Source organism: Streptococcus jiangjianxini (genome assembly GCF_040225085.1).
Classification (GTDB): domain Bacteria; phylum Bacillota; class Bacilli; order Lactobacillales; family Streptococcaceae; genus Streptococcus; species Streptococcus jiangjianxini.
Genome location: NZ_JBEHGL010000002.1, coordinates 169725 through 184877 on the forward strand (window position 1 = coordinate 169725; position 15153 = coordinate 184877).

The 15153-nt window shown below is 36.3% G+C and carries 14 protein-coding genes and 1 pseudogene; 1 reads left to right on the plus strand and 14 read right to left on the minus strand.

The features are described from left to right. Positions 1–1280: 1280 nt before the first annotated feature. Together ABP870_RS01940 and ABP870_RS01945 are read right to left on the minus strand one after the other, a co-directional pair. A complete protein-coding gene (locus tag ABP870_RS01940; protein ID WP_350013812.1) occupies positions 1281–1997 on the minus strand; it encodes an SDR family NAD(P)-dependent oxidoreductase in 717 nt (238 codons plus the stop codon). 11 nt (positions 1998–2008) lie between these two features. Next, positions 2009–2401: a PaaI family thioesterase gene (locus ABP870_RS01945; protein ID WP_350013813.1), complete on the minus strand. Its 393-nt coding sequence runs from the start codon at positions 2399–2401 to the stop codon at positions 2009–2011. A gap of 112 nt (positions 2402–2513) precedes the next feature. Here ABP870_RS01945 and ABP870_RS01950 point away from each other — a divergent pair. Then, positions 2514–2753, plus strand: a pseudogene (locus ABP870_RS01950) (IS3 family transposase); the annotation flags it as partial. Positions 2754–2914: 161 nt separating this feature from the next. Here ABP870_RS01950 and ABP870_RS01955 read toward each other — a convergent pair. The 12 genes from ABP870_RS01955 to ABP870_RS02010 all read right to left on the minus strand — a co-directional run bounded on the left by ABP870_RS01955 (position 2915) and on the right by ABP870_RS02010 (position 15151). Beyond that, positions 2915–3577 carry an ABC transporter permease gene (locus ABP870_RS01955; RefSeq protein WP_350013845.1) on the minus strand — a complete coding sequence of 221 codons (663 nt, stop codon included), beginning with the start codon at positions 3575–3577 and terminating at the stop codon, positions 2915–2917. Between the two features lies 1 nt (position 3578). Then, positions 3579–4493 (minus strand): osmoprotectant ABC transporter substrate-binding protein, encoded by a 915-nt coding sequence (locus tag ABP870_RS01960; RefSeq protein ID WP_350013814.1) that lies wholly within the window; start codon positions 4491–4493, stop codon positions 3579–3581. A 6-nt stretch (positions 4494–4499) separates the two neighbouring features. Continuing rightward, positions 4500–5135 (minus strand): ABC transporter permease, encoded by a 636-nt coding sequence (locus ABP870_RS01965; RefSeq protein WP_350013846.1) that lies wholly within the window; start codon positions 5133–5135, stop codon positions 4500–4502. A gap of 1 nt (position 5136) precedes the next feature. Next, positions 5137–6291, minus strand: coding sequence for a betaine/proline/choline family ABC transporter ATP-binding protein (locus ABP870_RS01970; RefSeq protein ID WP_350013815.1), 1155 nt, complete (start codon positions 6289–6291; stop codon positions 5137–5139). Positions 6292–7033: 742 nt separating this feature from the next. Next, positions 7034–7315 carry a GNAT family N-acetyltransferase gene (locus ABP870_RS01975; RefSeq protein WP_350013816.1) on the minus strand — a complete coding sequence of 94 codons (282 nt, stop codon included), beginning with the start codon at positions 7313–7315 and terminating at the stop codon, positions 7034–7036. Between the two features lie 100 nt (positions 7316–7415). Beyond that, positions 7416–8021 carry a TVP38/TMEM64 family protein gene (locus tag ABP870_RS01980; protein ID WP_350013817.1) on the minus strand — a complete coding sequence of 202 codons (606 nt, stop codon included), beginning with the start codon at positions 8019–8021 and terminating at the stop codon, positions 7416–7418. Beyond that, the gene (locus ABP870_RS01985) at positions 8014–9228 is read right to left on the minus strand and encodes an ABC transporter permease (protein ID WP_350013818.1); all 1215 of its coding nucleotides are present in this window, start codon (positions 9226–9228) and stop codon (positions 8014–8016) included. The genes ABP870_RS01980 and ABP870_RS01985 overlap by 8 nt, the downstream gene beginning before the upstream one ends. A gap of 9 nt (positions 9229–9237) precedes the next feature. After that, entirely contained in the window at positions 9238–9945 is a 708-nt protein-coding gene (locus tag ABP870_RS01990) for an ABC transporter ATP-binding protein (protein WP_350013819.1), read from the minus strand. Positions 9946–9947: 2 nt separating this feature from the next. Further along, positions 9948–11180 (minus strand): efflux RND transporter periplasmic adaptor subunit, encoded by a 1233-nt coding sequence (locus tag ABP870_RS01995; RefSeq protein ID WP_350013820.1) that lies wholly within the window; start codon positions 11178–11180, stop codon positions 9948–9950. A gap of 596 nt (positions 11181–11776) precedes the next feature. Next, positions 11777–12910 carry a glycosyltransferase family 4 protein gene (locus ABP870_RS02000; protein WP_350013821.1) on the minus strand — a complete coding sequence of 378 codons (1134 nt, stop codon included), beginning with the start codon at positions 12908–12910 and terminating at the stop codon, positions 11777–11779. Continuing rightward, a complete protein-coding gene (locus ABP870_RS02005) occupies positions 12897–13733 on the minus strand; it encodes a glycosyltransferase (protein ID WP_350013822.1) in 837 nt (278 codons plus the stop codon). Before ABP870_RS02005 ends, ABP870_RS02000 begins: the two co-directional genes overlap by 14 nt. Next, entirely contained in the window at positions 13730–15151 is a 1422-nt protein-coding gene (locus tag ABP870_RS02010; protein WP_350013823.1) for an oligosaccharide flippase family protein, read from the minus strand. Before ABP870_RS02010 ends, ABP870_RS02005 begins: the two co-directional genes overlap by 4 nt. Between the last annotated feature and the right edge of the window lie 2 nt (positions 15152–15153).

The following is a 15153-nucleotide window of genomic DNA, read 5'->3' on the forward strand; positions in this document are numbered from 1 at the left end:
CAATGACTGTTGGTATATAATCAATTTCAAGGTCCTTATCTCATCAAGGTAGGCTTCGAGCTTTCCAATCACTTTGTTACCAAACAAGGACAAGTCTCCTTTGGACATCTCACAATCAGCAATTTCCAAGCTGCTTGGTAAAGTTACTTTGCTCAACACTGGTTTTACCCTTTAGGGGTCTCCAGAACCAGCATCAACGGCCAGAGTCCTCTGTTTTTTCTTAATTCTCATATCCTTCTCTCCATAACCCTCAGTCACTTCGCTTATTAAAATACTAGCTTTCTAATAAAGGTTATACAAGATACCCTGCCTTACTCTATCTTTTTAAAGCAAGAGTTAGCAGTACACAAACCGAATCACAGACTGAAACCTTTCAAACCCTGATAACCGGTTATCACTTCTATCCTCCCTCTACTAAATTACCATACTTAGAAACCAAGAACATCATAACACATCATCCAAACATGAACCTATGGTGTCGAAACATCCTAGAAATATGATGACCATTGTCTTATAGCTACTTCATTTTAGACTACCACCTCCATTCTTAATATCCCTAACATTTTACCTTTATTATCGCAATAATCAGAACTATTGGGCATTATTTCATAATGGGTTAATTCCTTTTAAGTTATATAAGGTTAGTTTTTTATAAAAATACCACAATTAAAATCGTTATTTTATATCATTTACAGTAAATATATTAGAGATTTCATTTTTCGTTTCATATATTATCATACCTTTTCAAGTTTGTCACCTAAAAAAATAATGAAAAAACACTCAAAAAAACCTTTTATTAAAGCATTAGTCAGTTGACTAAATAAAAAAATAACTCTCTTTCTGAAACATTATATTTTCAGATTTTTATTTAGCGATTATCCTTTTTGATTTGTATTTTTTCTAATTTTCTAGTCTGCATTTGCCCAAAATAATGTATAAAAATCTTTTTCACGAATAGTCAGTTTATTTAATCTTATATCTGTTTTTAGAACATATGAAATAACGTGTTTTCATTACTGTTTTTTCTTTTTACTTAAATAGCAGACTATTATTATCATGAATTATATTATCTTTATTTTCTGATTATTCTGTATATTATTTAGAGTATCTATTCAGTAGCACATTTTCTAACATTTCTTGTTAGAAAAGCTTATCAAAAACCAATCCTAGCCCAGTATCTAAGCATTACTCAAAAATATCATGAATTAGGCTATAAAAAAACGTTTAGAAATGTCATTTCAAAACGTTTGTTAACATACAAATATTAGTAAGAACGAATTTTAGAAACCGAAATGCCACCCTTCATCCTCATGATAGATCATTTTCTTACTCATACCACCATCAATGGTAATGGTTTGTCCTGTGATAAAACCAGCTTTTTCGGAAGCTAGATAAAGAATCATGTTAGCAATATCTTCTGGAACACCGACGCGACCGACGGGATGCTGAAGCATATCTGCACCAGAATGTCTCTCACCACTCGTCTCAATCCAACCAGGTGCGACAGCATTAACACGTACCCTACCAGCAAAGGACATGGCCAGAGCATGTGTCAGAGCCGTAAGACCTCCCTTAGCTGCCGAATAACTTTCCGTTTGCGCCTGACTTTGAGCATAACGTGACGATGATAAGTTGATAATACTCGCACCTTGTGCAAAATGCCTAGCAAATAGCTGACTTAAATAAAATGGTGCCGTTACGCCTACCGTTAGGGCCTTTTGGAAATCCTCAAAACTTGCTTGGTCCAGTCCAACCATCATCGGAAGCGCATTATTGACTAAGATATCAACATGACCGTGTTTTTTAATGACATAATCCGCAAAAGTTTCCAAGGTTTCTTTTTGACTGATATCACCAACAAAATAATCTCCTTGAACGATATCAATAATCTCCACTTTGGCGCCAGCTCTTTCGAAGGCCTCAGCAGTCGCTTGACCAATGCCATGAGCACCACCGGTAATAACAACAACTTTATTTTTAAATGTTACATCAGACATATCCTAATAACCTACTTTTCAGCAATCATGCGAGTACCAGTCACAAACATGGTGAAGGATGCCTGCGCTACTGCTTCACCTGCTTGGTTGGAGATGACAACCTCAATAACTTTGGTTTTTCGACCATTATGAAGACAAGTCCCATCAATCTTTAGAGAATCGCCCAAGCGCCCTCCTCTCATATAGTGGATGTTAGACTGCATAGTAACAGCTTCGCTTCCCAATGATAGACAAGTCAACCCCGCCACCTGATCACACAAGGTAAAAAGGTAACCACCATGAGCATTGCCATAATAATTAAGGGATTTTTCGACAATCTCTGTTGAAACAACAACATGTCCCTCTTCTTCCGTCAACAAATCATAATTCTCAAAAACACGAATTTCATGTAATTTATCTAACATCTTACCTCTTCATCCTTCATCAAAAATTGAAAATATAGCACTATTATAGCACTTTTCTAACATTTACACTGCTAGTTCAGCTTAATATAGAAGCATTTGCAACACCGCAAAATCGACAAAATATCAGTTGCATCACTCTAGATCTCGAGTGGGTAAGTATACTGACCATGTGCCAATCGAGAGCTTTTTGGGTCACTTCAAGACCGAGCGTTATGATTTGAAGAAGTACAAGACTTTTGAGAGGTTAGTCTCCGATAATGACTCGAATACCCACTTTTACAAACAGCAACGTTTTCAAGAGCGCAATAAAGACCTCGCCCCTCTTGAGATGAGGAACAAGGCCCTTGCCTAATTTTTTATAATGTCTTTTGTTCTCTTGATAGGTAATAGTTCAGATAATCAGTCTTTTTTGGTATTTAAGCTGAACTGATAAGGATTTGATCAGTAGCAGAGAGACAAGTCCCTAACCATCCAACTTTTTAAGCGGTAACTACCAATCTGCTCTTATACCTATCATGAACGACTGGCTCCTTTAGGTTCTAATAACCTTTGAACAAATCCTAAGCCTATATCAGACAATATTGCCATCAATGCTGTTGGCAATGACCCTGCTAAGATAATGGCACCACCGTTGGTAGCATTAGTTCCTCGGACGATAATATCTCCTAGACCACCACCGCCTACAAAAGCACCAATCGCCGTAATCCCAACGGCAACAACCAAAGCATTTCTAATTCCTGCCATAATAACAGATAGAGAAAGAGGTAATTCTACCATAAAGAGACGTTGCTTTTTAGTCATCCCCATACCTTTTGCAGCATCTACCAAGTCATCATTAACATTCGCGATACCAGCATAGGTATTACTGATAATTGGTAAAAGCGAATAGAGGAAAACCGTCGCAATAACCGTTTTGGTTCCCAGTCCAAGAGCCAACATGATAATAGAAATCATAGCTAACGATGGAATCGTTTGTAAGACATTAGCAATCCCCATGACAAAGCCGCGAAGTTTTCGCTTGCGAGCAATCATGATACCTAAGGGGATACCTACTAGGGCAGCCAGAAGAACACCATAAACAGAAATCAAAAAGTGTCTTAAAAATTGAGAAAGAATGTATGAGCCATTCTGACTAAAATAATAGAAAAATTGTTCAACCGTAGACATCTCACTCATCTTAGTCATTCTCCTCTCTAAAATAATTTTGTTTTTCTAAGAACTGCTTAGCCACTACTGAAGGTTCTAATAATTTATCATCCACTTGATAATTAAGTTTTTGCATCGTTTCTAGGTCAATTTTACCATCAAGCCGATGGAGTAATGTCTTCAACTTAGGATTCTTGCGTAAGAGCTCGTTGTTGACAACCATAGACGTTTCATAAGGTGGGAAAAATTGCTTATCATCCTTTAGAATGGTTAAATGATAACTTGGAATACGACCATCTGTCGAATATCCCAAAACAGACTGCATCTTACCGCTTTCAACAGCATTATAGACCAGGCCAATTTGCATCGGGTAAATGTTCTTGAATGAGAAGCCATAGGTTTCTGTGAATTCCTTGTACCCGTCACCCTCGCGGGTCATCCAGGTACTATCAACTCCTGCCTTAGCCGTATCTGCCACTCTGCTTAAATCCGAAATACTTTCCAGATTGTTTTCCTTTGCATAATCATCTGTGACCATAAAAGCATAAGTATCTGCAAAACCATAGGTTGGGAACCAGGTCTGATCGAAACGTTTTTTGAATTCGCGCTTCACTATTTTAGAAGCTTTTGTAGGATCTTTGATAGCCTTCATGCCAAGGGCCCCTGTGATATCTGTTCCGGTATATCTCGTCGCGGCAATGTCAGCATCACCTCGTAATAAAGCTTCGTGGGTGACGCTAGAAGAGCCAAGATTAGAAACTAAAGTTGCCTTACTGTCAGTTTCATGCTCAATTAATTCAGCAATCATATTAGCAATAATGCTTGATTCTGTCGTGTTCTGCGCAGCAATTTTGACTGTTTTTCCTTCACTTCCCTTCGCAAGTCCGCAAGCAGTGAGGGCAAGAAGTGATATTAAAGTGACACCTGCTACTATTATTTTTTTCATTCTCATCTATGCCTCCTCCCTCTTCTGTCTTGGCGTTAGAGCAACTTCTAGTTTACCAAGAAGAAAATCAGCGACCAAGGATAATAAGATAACAGGAATGGTGCCACCAATAATAAGTGGCGGTTGAAAAAGACTCAATCCACTAAAAATCAAATCTCCCAAACCACCTGCACCAACGTAGGATGCTAGCGTTGCCCAAGCAATGACATAGATAGCTGACAGACGAATCCCCGTCATAATGACTGGCATGGCCAAAGGAAGTTCTACCTGCAAAATAGACTGGCTCGGTTTCATCCCCATTCCTTTAGCACTGTCTTTTAAAACAGGACTCACATTTTCAAGACCGATATAAGTATTTCTTAAAATGGGTAATAGGGAATAAATAAACAGCGCAAAGATAGCTGGTAATTTGCCAACCCCAAATAAGGGAATCATCATGGCTAGCAAGGCTAAACTAGGAATCGTTTGTAACATACTAGCCAAGCCAATAATCACTTTGGCTAGTTTTGGATAGCGCGTTAAAACAACGCCTATCGGAACTGCTACAAGAATACCAAGAGCTAAGGCAATAGCAGAAATATAGATTTGCTCCCAAGTTTTGTGAAGAAGTTGCCCACCATATTGGGCTAGGAAAGCATTAATGTCACTCATTTTGACCTCCCTCCTGCTCTTGAGACCCCCAAATAACATCATACATCATGTCAACAAGAGCTGATCTGGTGACAATCCCAGTAAGATGTCCCTGATCATTGACAACAGGCACGTATTTCAAACCACGTTTGAGAATTTTTTGAGAAGCATCTCGTAAAAGGGCATCTTCTTTAATTTTAAAAACATCTTTTTGAAGAATATCTGATACCAAAAGATTTTTACGATACTGATTACTGATAGATTCTAAATCAATCAATCCGATTAGCGTTTGATCTTCTGTTACAAGTAAAGTATCAACACGACGTTCCCTCATTAGGGTAATTGCATCTGAAATGGTCTGATCAGCTGTTATGGAAACAGGATTTTTAAGCATAATAGATTTAACAGGTGTAATATCCATTTGAGCTTGCATCAACCGTTCTTCACCAATCATTTTTTCAACAAATTCTGTGGCTGGATGATGCAGGATCTCATCTGGCGTAGCCACTTGCACCATTTGCCCATTATCCATCACAACAATACGACTAGCCAATTTCAAAGCTTCATCCATATCATGTGTCACCAAAACAATGGTTTTCCCCATTTTTTCTTGTAAGGTTTTAACGAGATCCTGAATTCCCTCACGTGTGATGGGATCAAGAGCACCAAACGGTTCGTCCATCAAGATAACATCTTGATCAGCTGCTAAAGCACGAATAACACCAATCCTTTGTTGTTGACCACCTGATAATTCAGATGGGTAACGATCTAAAAATTCTTCAGGTAATTCCACCAGTTTGATTAATTCTTTAGCTTTAGCTTTTTTCTTATCTTCAGGCCATTTCAAAAGCTTGGGAACCAAAGTGATATTTTCATAAATAGTCATATGGGGCATAAGACCGATATTTTGAATCACATAACCAATTTTTCGGCGCAGATGAATAGGATTGATGGTCGAAATGTCTTTTCCCTCAAAATAAATATGACCTTCCGAAGGTTTCAACATGCGGTTAATCATCCGCATCAGAGTTGTTTTTCCCGATCCACTAGTACCAATAAAACAAATAAATTCCCCAGCATCTACCGATAGATTTGCTGTGTCAACAGCGGTATTATTACCGTATATTTTTTTGATATTTTTAAATTCAATAATAGGTTGATTGGTCATCCTTTTCTCCTTGAAATTAGTCGAATTTTCTAAAATTAGCGCAAAAAACAAATATAAAACGCTATTATTGACCACACTCTATGAGTATTAGAATGGTCAGATTTAGATATAGTATAACAAAATTACACCATTTTTACTATAATTACCTGAAAATAAAAAGACTATTAACAGCTTTTTACTAAAAATAGCAGCTAAAACACTACTAATCCTGTGATAAAGCATTAGAAACAAGGTTGATTTTCAAAACTTACCATCAAAAAAATAGTTTTCTCTAAAATCAAAAAGCTTCTAGAAATGATTACCAAATAACAGCCAAGCACGCGTGTACATTGATTATTTGAAAAATAACCCTTAGCAAATTGAGCCATACCCCCCCTAACAATCACTGATAATTAGCGAAAACCAAACTTCTTCAGCTTCTCCAAATTGTAATGATTGAGACATACTGCTAACCCTTTTCTTCTCAGCCTTATCCGCCAAATACAAAATGTCTCTTTACTGCTACCTAGCCATTTTATAGCAACAATTATCTCCTTGACATCAACTTCTCTATTCTAATCAGACCCCCTCTAACCATATAAGAAACTTGAGTATCCATTGCTGTTACCAGCATAGTTCTTTCCTCTGAAATAACTATATAGTAATATGCGCCATCCATAAACCCTATCTCTAACATTAGCTGAATCGCTTTAAACTCTTGTAGAGATAGGGCTTCTATTATAGACTTCTAGTTCATAGGATCTTAATTGTCGACAAGAACATCGTCATAGTCGTTTGTCTTGTTAAAGAGATTGATAGCATAGGAACAACTAGCTGACACGTTAACGTTTGCTTCACGCGCTTGCCAAATGATTTTTTCAACAAGTTTTTTGGCAATCCCTTGACCGCCATATTCTGAATCAACAAAAGTATGATTGATGTTCCAAACATCACCTGTTACCTGATAGGTACACTCCCCTATTTCTTTACTTCCATCATGAGCAACAGAACGCTGCTCTTCTGCTTTAAATGAGATCGTAACCATTTGAAATCCTCCTTCACCTTAAATTATAAACCATAGTATTCATTTTTCAAATAGACCAAAACTATTAAAGGAAAAATCCTGATAATAGTTATGTCATCTTTTAAAAATGCAAGAATTGATCCAACCAATGACCGCCATAGATCCAAAAATAGCTATAAGAAATGATTGATAATGGGCGACAAATGGCTAGTATCATCATCAATCTTTTCTCTGTCATCTTACTCAAACCAGCCAACATAACGGTGATATCCGCCGGACCGATCGGCGCCAGCATAACAAGGGCTACTAATTTTTGAAAATAATGTCCAAAAAATCGGTCCTCATAAGCTGATAACTTCTCTTCTGAAAGCATGAGATGAATCACTGATCGTCCGAATTTCCTGATCAAACGAAACAAAAGCCAGCTGCCTAAAAGAATCCCTAAATAATCTAATAAAAATCCTAAAATAGGTCCAAAAGCTAAAAAGCCTACAACCGTAATAACTCCACCAGGAATTGGGGCAATCAAAACCTGAATAACTTGTAATCCGAAAAACAATAGTGAGCCTACGACCAAATCTTTTTTAATCAGGTTCTGCAAAGCATCCGGATTGTGAATAATATCTAAATTGACCACCAAAAAATAAACAAAAACCAAAGATAAAAGAAGTATTATCGTTGACAATATTCTAATGAAAGAACGAGTTGTTTTTTTAGGGTTATTCATAACGTAAAGCCTCAATTGGATTTAATTGACTCGCTTTATTGGCAGGAAGCAATCCAAACATAATACCAATACAAGCTGAAAAAGTAATGGCAATAAAGGCAACATGTAATGAGACAGTTGCTCCTGGCAAACTCATTGCAGCACCTAAACTACCGACAGCAATAAAGGCAAGTAAAAGACCTAGACACCCACCTAACACCGTTAAGACCACAGCTTCAATCAAGAATTGTGTCAAGATATTACGACGGGTAGCACCCAAAGCTTTTCTAAGACCAATCTCCCTGGTTCGCTCAGTCACTGAAACCAGCATGATATTCATAACACCAATACCACCCACCAAGAGCGAAATACCGGCAATAGCACCAATAACGGTTGTCATAATACCAAACTCTCGATTAATGTCCTTCAAGATAGCACTATTATCCGCCACCATGTATTTACCATTTCGCTCCTGTGATAACTTAGTCAGCTCCTTAGCAGCCATTTTACCTAAGGTCTGACTATTAGTCACATCATTGACATGAACAAAAATTTGACTAACCTCATCTGTTTGAAATTCTTGAGCCACTTGGGTATTTGTCATAACAGCTGCACCATTGATACCTGCCGAATCATTGGAAGCCTTAAAGACACCTATTACCAAATAGTCCTTATCCCCAACTGTCAAAATCTTGTTTAATGCTTTTTTATAGTGCTTTTTACCGAATAGTCGATCTGACATGACGGTATCAATCATAATAATTCTAGAAAAGTGACTATAATCTCCTCTTTGGAACTGACGTCCTTCAACAATGTCATAATTTTTAACTTCAAAATAATGTTGACTCACGCCGGTAATCATGGCATTATCTAGTTCCTTTTTGTGATAAGATATTTTACCATTAGCTGAATTAGTCACAAAATAGGAATCAATCCCTGGAATGGTAGAAACTATTTGATCTAACCATTCCATTTGGACCGGTTTTTCGGAACCTCCTTCACCAAAAAAGGCAGCGTAGGGGTCATCGTCTTCACCTTTTTCCTTATAGTATAACCTAACTTGCTTCTGGTCTCCAGTAAAACTATCAGAAACACTTTTTTTCATTGCATCCCCTAGCCCCATAATGATAACAACTGCGGCCACCCCAATAATAATTCCCAGCATAGTCAAGAAGGAACGCATTTTATGGCTAAGTATTGAACTAAAGGCAAATCTCCAATTTTCCACACTTTCCTCCTAATCTATTCGAACACTCTCCGTCGTATCTAGTGTCATTTCACCATCACGGATAACAATCTTGCGTTTTGCATAATCAGCAATCTCTGGTTCATGAGTGACCATAATGATGGTTTTTCCTTCATTGTTTAAAGATTGAAGCAATTCCATAATCTGCTTGCCTGTTTTGGTATCCAAAGCCCCCGTCGGCTCATCAGCCAAAATAATGGCAGGATTGTTCACCAGGGCTCGTGCAAGGGCGACTCTTTGTTTCTGACCACCTGATAATTCTGATGGTAAATGTTTTATCCGATCACCAAGCTCAACTTTTTCTAAAAATTGTTTGGCTAATTGTTTTCTTCGACTAACACTGACCCCACCATAAATCAGAGGCAGCTCAACATTCTGCAAAGCATTCATTTTGGAGAGTAAAAAAAACTGTTGAAAAACGAATCCGATTTCCTGATTACGCACTTTAGCTAGTGACTTACTCGATAAGCTAGAAACAGACTGCCCATCTAGATCATAACTCCCTGAGCTAGGCCTGTCTAAAAGACCTATAATATTCATCAGTGTTGATTTCCCTGATCCGGATGGTCCCATTATAGCTAAAAAATCACCTTCACAAACGGTTAAATCGATCCCTTTTAAAACCTGAAGTTCTTGTTCACCGTTTCGATAAGACTTCGTAATGCCTTTTAATTGCATTAATACCTTGTTATTCTCCATGACTATTTCCCCTTGCTATTAGATTTAGGAGCTTTGTCAAGTATTATCTTATCGTCACTTATTTTTTGACCCTCTTTTAAAGCTTTACTAGGATTATCAATAATTCGGTCATCTTTTGCCAAACCGCTTAAAATTTCCTGAGCTTTAGCATCTGCTCTGCCAGTCTCAACTGTCTGCCTGCTGGTCTTCTTCGTTAATTTGTCATAACGCCATACGTAGTCTTTTCCTTTTGAATGAACAACAGCCGATGTAGGAACTAGCAGAGATTCTTTATTGTTCACCACTTCAACAGATACTGTAAACCCTTGTTTCAATGCTTCTAAATCACTGGTGATATCAGCTTTATATTCGTATTTGGCACCGCTTGATCCAGCGTTAGAAGCATCACCCGTACCAGTGGCTTGTTCTGGATAATCTGAAATGCTGCTTATTTTACCTTGCCATTTTTTATCTGGATAAACTTTGGATTTGATAACAACCTCATCACCTTTTTTAAGGTTTGCTAGGTCATATTCTGTCAGTTTTCCTTTTACTTGTAATTCTCCTTGTGTTGCAACATGAACAAGCGTTTGACTTTCTTTAGCAGATGGGTCAATGGAATCATTCACTTCAACAACTGTCCCATCTACATCACTCAAGACAACTGTCTGATTTAATGCTTCTTGAGCTTTGGCTACTTCAGATTCAGCATCAGCGTAAGCATCATACAAATCTTGTAATTGCTGATTATAGGTTTGCCCAGTTGCTGAGCTTGCTGGCGTTGCCTGACTTGTCGCTGAATCAGAACTTCCCATATCTTGCTCATTTCCTGTATCTGCAGGAACGACGGCTTGTGTCCCATAAGTTTGCAACGTATTTATTTGACGGCCTACTTTATTTAGATGTCGCACAGCTGTATCATAACTTGCTTGAGCACTAGTTGCATCATATTGAACCAGCTGCTGACCTTTGCCAATTTGTTGACCAACTTCGACAGTCACGGTAGCTGAACTGCCTTTAGAATTATCATAATAAACATACTGTTCAGATATGGCTGACACTTTTCCAGATAATAAAGTGGATGAGGCAATTTTCCCACTTGTGACTGTGCTAGTCTTGTATCTCGTTTCCTTTTTAGCGTTATGACGAGAGGTTGCCATCTGATAAACACTAAAACTACCTATCAACAGAGCCAGCCCACCAAGACCTATCCATACTTTTTTCTTTAAATCCAAACTTTTGGCATGTCTTACCATAATAACCTCCTTGATAATTTGTATTATTATAGATTTTTTTCACAAGCAATGCAAGCGATTACTGGAAAATGGGTATTTTCGGAAAATATAGTCAATTGGAACTAGAGTTCTATCATTTCTTGAATCAGGGCTTACATAAGCTAAGATCAAGTTTGCAAGGCGCACCTTCACCAGAATATCGATTCGGTTTTTCTGATGAAAGCGACGAGGTTATGGTGTTTTCAAAGGAACGATAGGTTGTGTCATCAAAATAGCCTCCAGTTCTGTTTTCTACTAACAGCATACAGGAGAACTGACAATCTCAGTAGATACCTCGTTATGGAGCGCTTACCAAGGAACTGAGACGCTTACACTATAAAAAAGAAGACCTAGAAGGTCTTCACAGATTGAAGACAAAGTCCATTTTAGACATTTTCTTCCAATCTTTTTATTTGTAGCTCAAAACACTCAAAAATATTGAAATAACAGCGTTTATAAAAGTTTAATGATTATCTGTCAAACTACAAAATTTCCAAACAGAGACAAATTGTTTCCGTTCTCCTTACAGAAATAATAGCATTGCGTCTCCCACGATAACTCTAACGATTGTATATCTATTAATTTCTCAAAACATCCACCAATCTCTTAACAGTCTCTGGCCACACAAACTGCTCACGAACACGAGCGAAAAGATTTTCTTGCATAATGGCACGACGTTTATTATCGGAAATTAATTCTACCAAAGCATTGTATAATGATTCTTTATTCTCTTCAATAATAATTCCTAAACTTGAATCATTGATAACTTCCTTTGTACCACCACGATCAGTGGCAATAACAGCAGATTTCAAGCTGCCTGCTTCTAATATAGACGTTGGAAGTCCTTCTGGAAACATCGAAGGGTATACAAAAATATCAGTCTGGTTCATTAATGACATAGTCTTTTCAAAGTCTAATTTCCCAAGGAAATGTATATCAGTTCTTCGATATGTCTCTTTTAATTCCTCTAAAATTGGCCCATCACCTGCAACCATCAATATTTTATCGGACGATTCAGGAATCTCAGAATAGGCTTGAAGCAAGAGTTCAATACCCTTTTCTCGAATAATTCTCCCTGCATAAGTAATAACTAATTTATTGTCTAAATCTGTAGAAAAACGTTTATTTGAGAATTTCTCAAATAAGTCAGCATCAACTGAATTATAAATAACACCATTTCCTTTGATATTAAAATGTTTCAACCAGTTAAGGCTACGTTCAGAAACAGCATAAAAATCACTACAAAACTGTTTTAAATAAGAAGTTAAAAGGTGTTCATATATTGCACCAAAAAAATCTAAAAATCTATTTCCTACTGTAAAATGACTACTACCGTGGTCAATAATAAGAGGAGAAATACCTCTTCGTTTTGCAAAACGCACCCCTAGAGTTGTCGTTAATTGAAAACGTGTATTACAAATGATATGGTCAACTGATTCATTTTCCAATTCCATCATAAGCTTTTTAAACTCTGAATTATGATTTAAAATCGGATATCGCATTTTAAATAGAGAATAACTTGGTAAACGATAAATTTTAATCGCATCATTCTCCTCAATACTAGGTAAACTCTCATCATGTTTTGAAGCAACAATAATAATATTATATCCCGCCTCTACGAGATGTTTCGTTAACTTTTCTGTAAAACGTTCTACTCCCCCTAAAAATGGTAAGTAAAAGCCCGAGAAAATAACAATTTTATTTGCTTTCATTTTTAGTTACCTCAGCCAAAATACCATCTTTTAATCCTTTAATCATTGCAGATAACTTTTTAATCTTATGATTTTCAAATAGGGCAACTTTTATAAATTCATCTCTTGTATGACGTAAATAACCTAGCCTTAAATTTGATTTTCCATATTTTTTAATCAAATAAATAGTATTTCTAACCATATAATATCTTCTAAAGGCAGAATGGTTTGATGTATAAGCTTTTAAACCAAAGAAATTTATAGGAGTTGCAGAGCCAACTTCATGTAAAAAACCAACCTGATTGATGCGGTAAATTTTATAGCCTAATCGAGTAAATTCGAAATTGATATCAAAATCAACAAAATCTATAAACATCCATTCATCAAATTTCCTTGATTTTTCAAATGCTGCTGTATTCATTAAGGCAGCAGAAGTAATGACTACTTCAATTTCTTCGTAAGGCAACCGAGGCACTGTTGTGTCTTTTTTATTAATATCTTGAAAAACACAAGATAATGTTCCAACATCTGGTAATCCTATATAAGGTGTATAAATTGAAATCAAATTATTTTTAACAACTGTATCCTGGTCCAAAGTTAAAAACCAGTCGTACTGATAATCAATAGCATAATTTCCAATGACATTTAAAGCAGCTGCGATTCCTTTATTGCTATGCAAGGGAATAATTTCTGCTTTTGAGCATTTCTCCTGAATATTAACTAAATTTGAAGATCCATTATCAACAATAATCACTTTATCAACCTGCGGTAAAATAGCTTCAAAATTTTCTTGAAGACGATTAATATCTGGGTTAAAAGTGACGATTCCTGCTAGTAGTTTCATAGCGATTTCTTTCTAAACTCTCTAAACAATTCAAAAATAGGGGCTTTAAGTAATAGTAATATAATAATATAAATTCCACTGCCTACCAATCCTTTTATGATGAATCCTATTAAATTTATTGGTAAAACACTACGTAATGAATGTAGGGTGCTAGCTACAATTATAGCCCCAGCAGTATATTTCCAAAGACCTTTTGTCAATTCTTTAAAAGTAAATATGTCCCTTAAAGATATTGCCTGATATAAGGATACAATAAATTCAGTAATAACTGTAGAAACTGTTGCTCCCATGGCGCCCCATATAGGAATTAAAATAATGTTTAAGATTATATTTGTAATTAAACCAGCAACTGCTGAAAGAGTGTAGGGTTTAGTTCTTTTAGAAGCCAACAAGTACTGTGTTCCCAGCGCATTACCATATGAGATAAACAAAATCATAATTGATTGTACTGCCATTAAAGGACCTACAAGAGCATAGTCTTTACCAAAGAAATAAATGGCAAAGGTCGACGATACCCCAATGATGCCCCCTATCATAAGTAATGAAATAGCATTACTTAAATCAATTAATTTCAGCAATAATCTTTTAGCTTCATTTTTTTTCCCCTCAGAAAATAAACTTGACAATCTTGGTAAAAAGACTCCGCCCAGTGCAGAAACAATTGTAAACAATATTCTTACTATTTTGTCGGACTGATCAAAAAAACCAGCACTAATAACTGAATCCATAGATCCGAGCATACTTTTGTTTAAAGAAAGATATATCTGCATTGTAATCTGTGGTAAAAAAAGCTGAATTGTAGGTAATAAATGTTTTGTTACTTCAAGCTCATTTAAAGCAATTTTTTGTATTTCATTTTTTAAAAATGGCCAAACAGTTAGATTCCCAAGAAGCATTGAAAAGGTTATCAAGAAAATGTAAGTGCCTAAATCATTTTTATCTTTGATTAATATGAAAGTCAAAGCTACTGTTGTAAACTTAACTATCGTGTTTCTAATAACAATTTTTTTAAAATCCTCTATACCTTGGAAATACCATGAAATATCAAACATCACTGCCAAAAGATTAAGTCCTTGAAGAAGAAAATAAGAATGCCATTTATTAATACTTGAAATAAAAATTAAAAAACAAAGGGATGCCAATCCTGTTGATAGAAACTTTAATAAGACAAGTTCCCAAAAAACTTTACTTCTTTGATATCTATCTTTCTGAACGAAAGCAATCTCTCTATTACCATATAAAGCAATTCCAAGCGCTCCTGCCAAACTAAAGTAGGTTACTATTGAATTAGTGTACGCATTAATCCCTATTCCTTCTGGTGACAGAACCCTTGAAACATATGGAACTGTTAATAATGGTAATATTAGTGCCAATATTTGATAGCTGGCATTATAAAACATATTTTTTACAAGCTTCATAT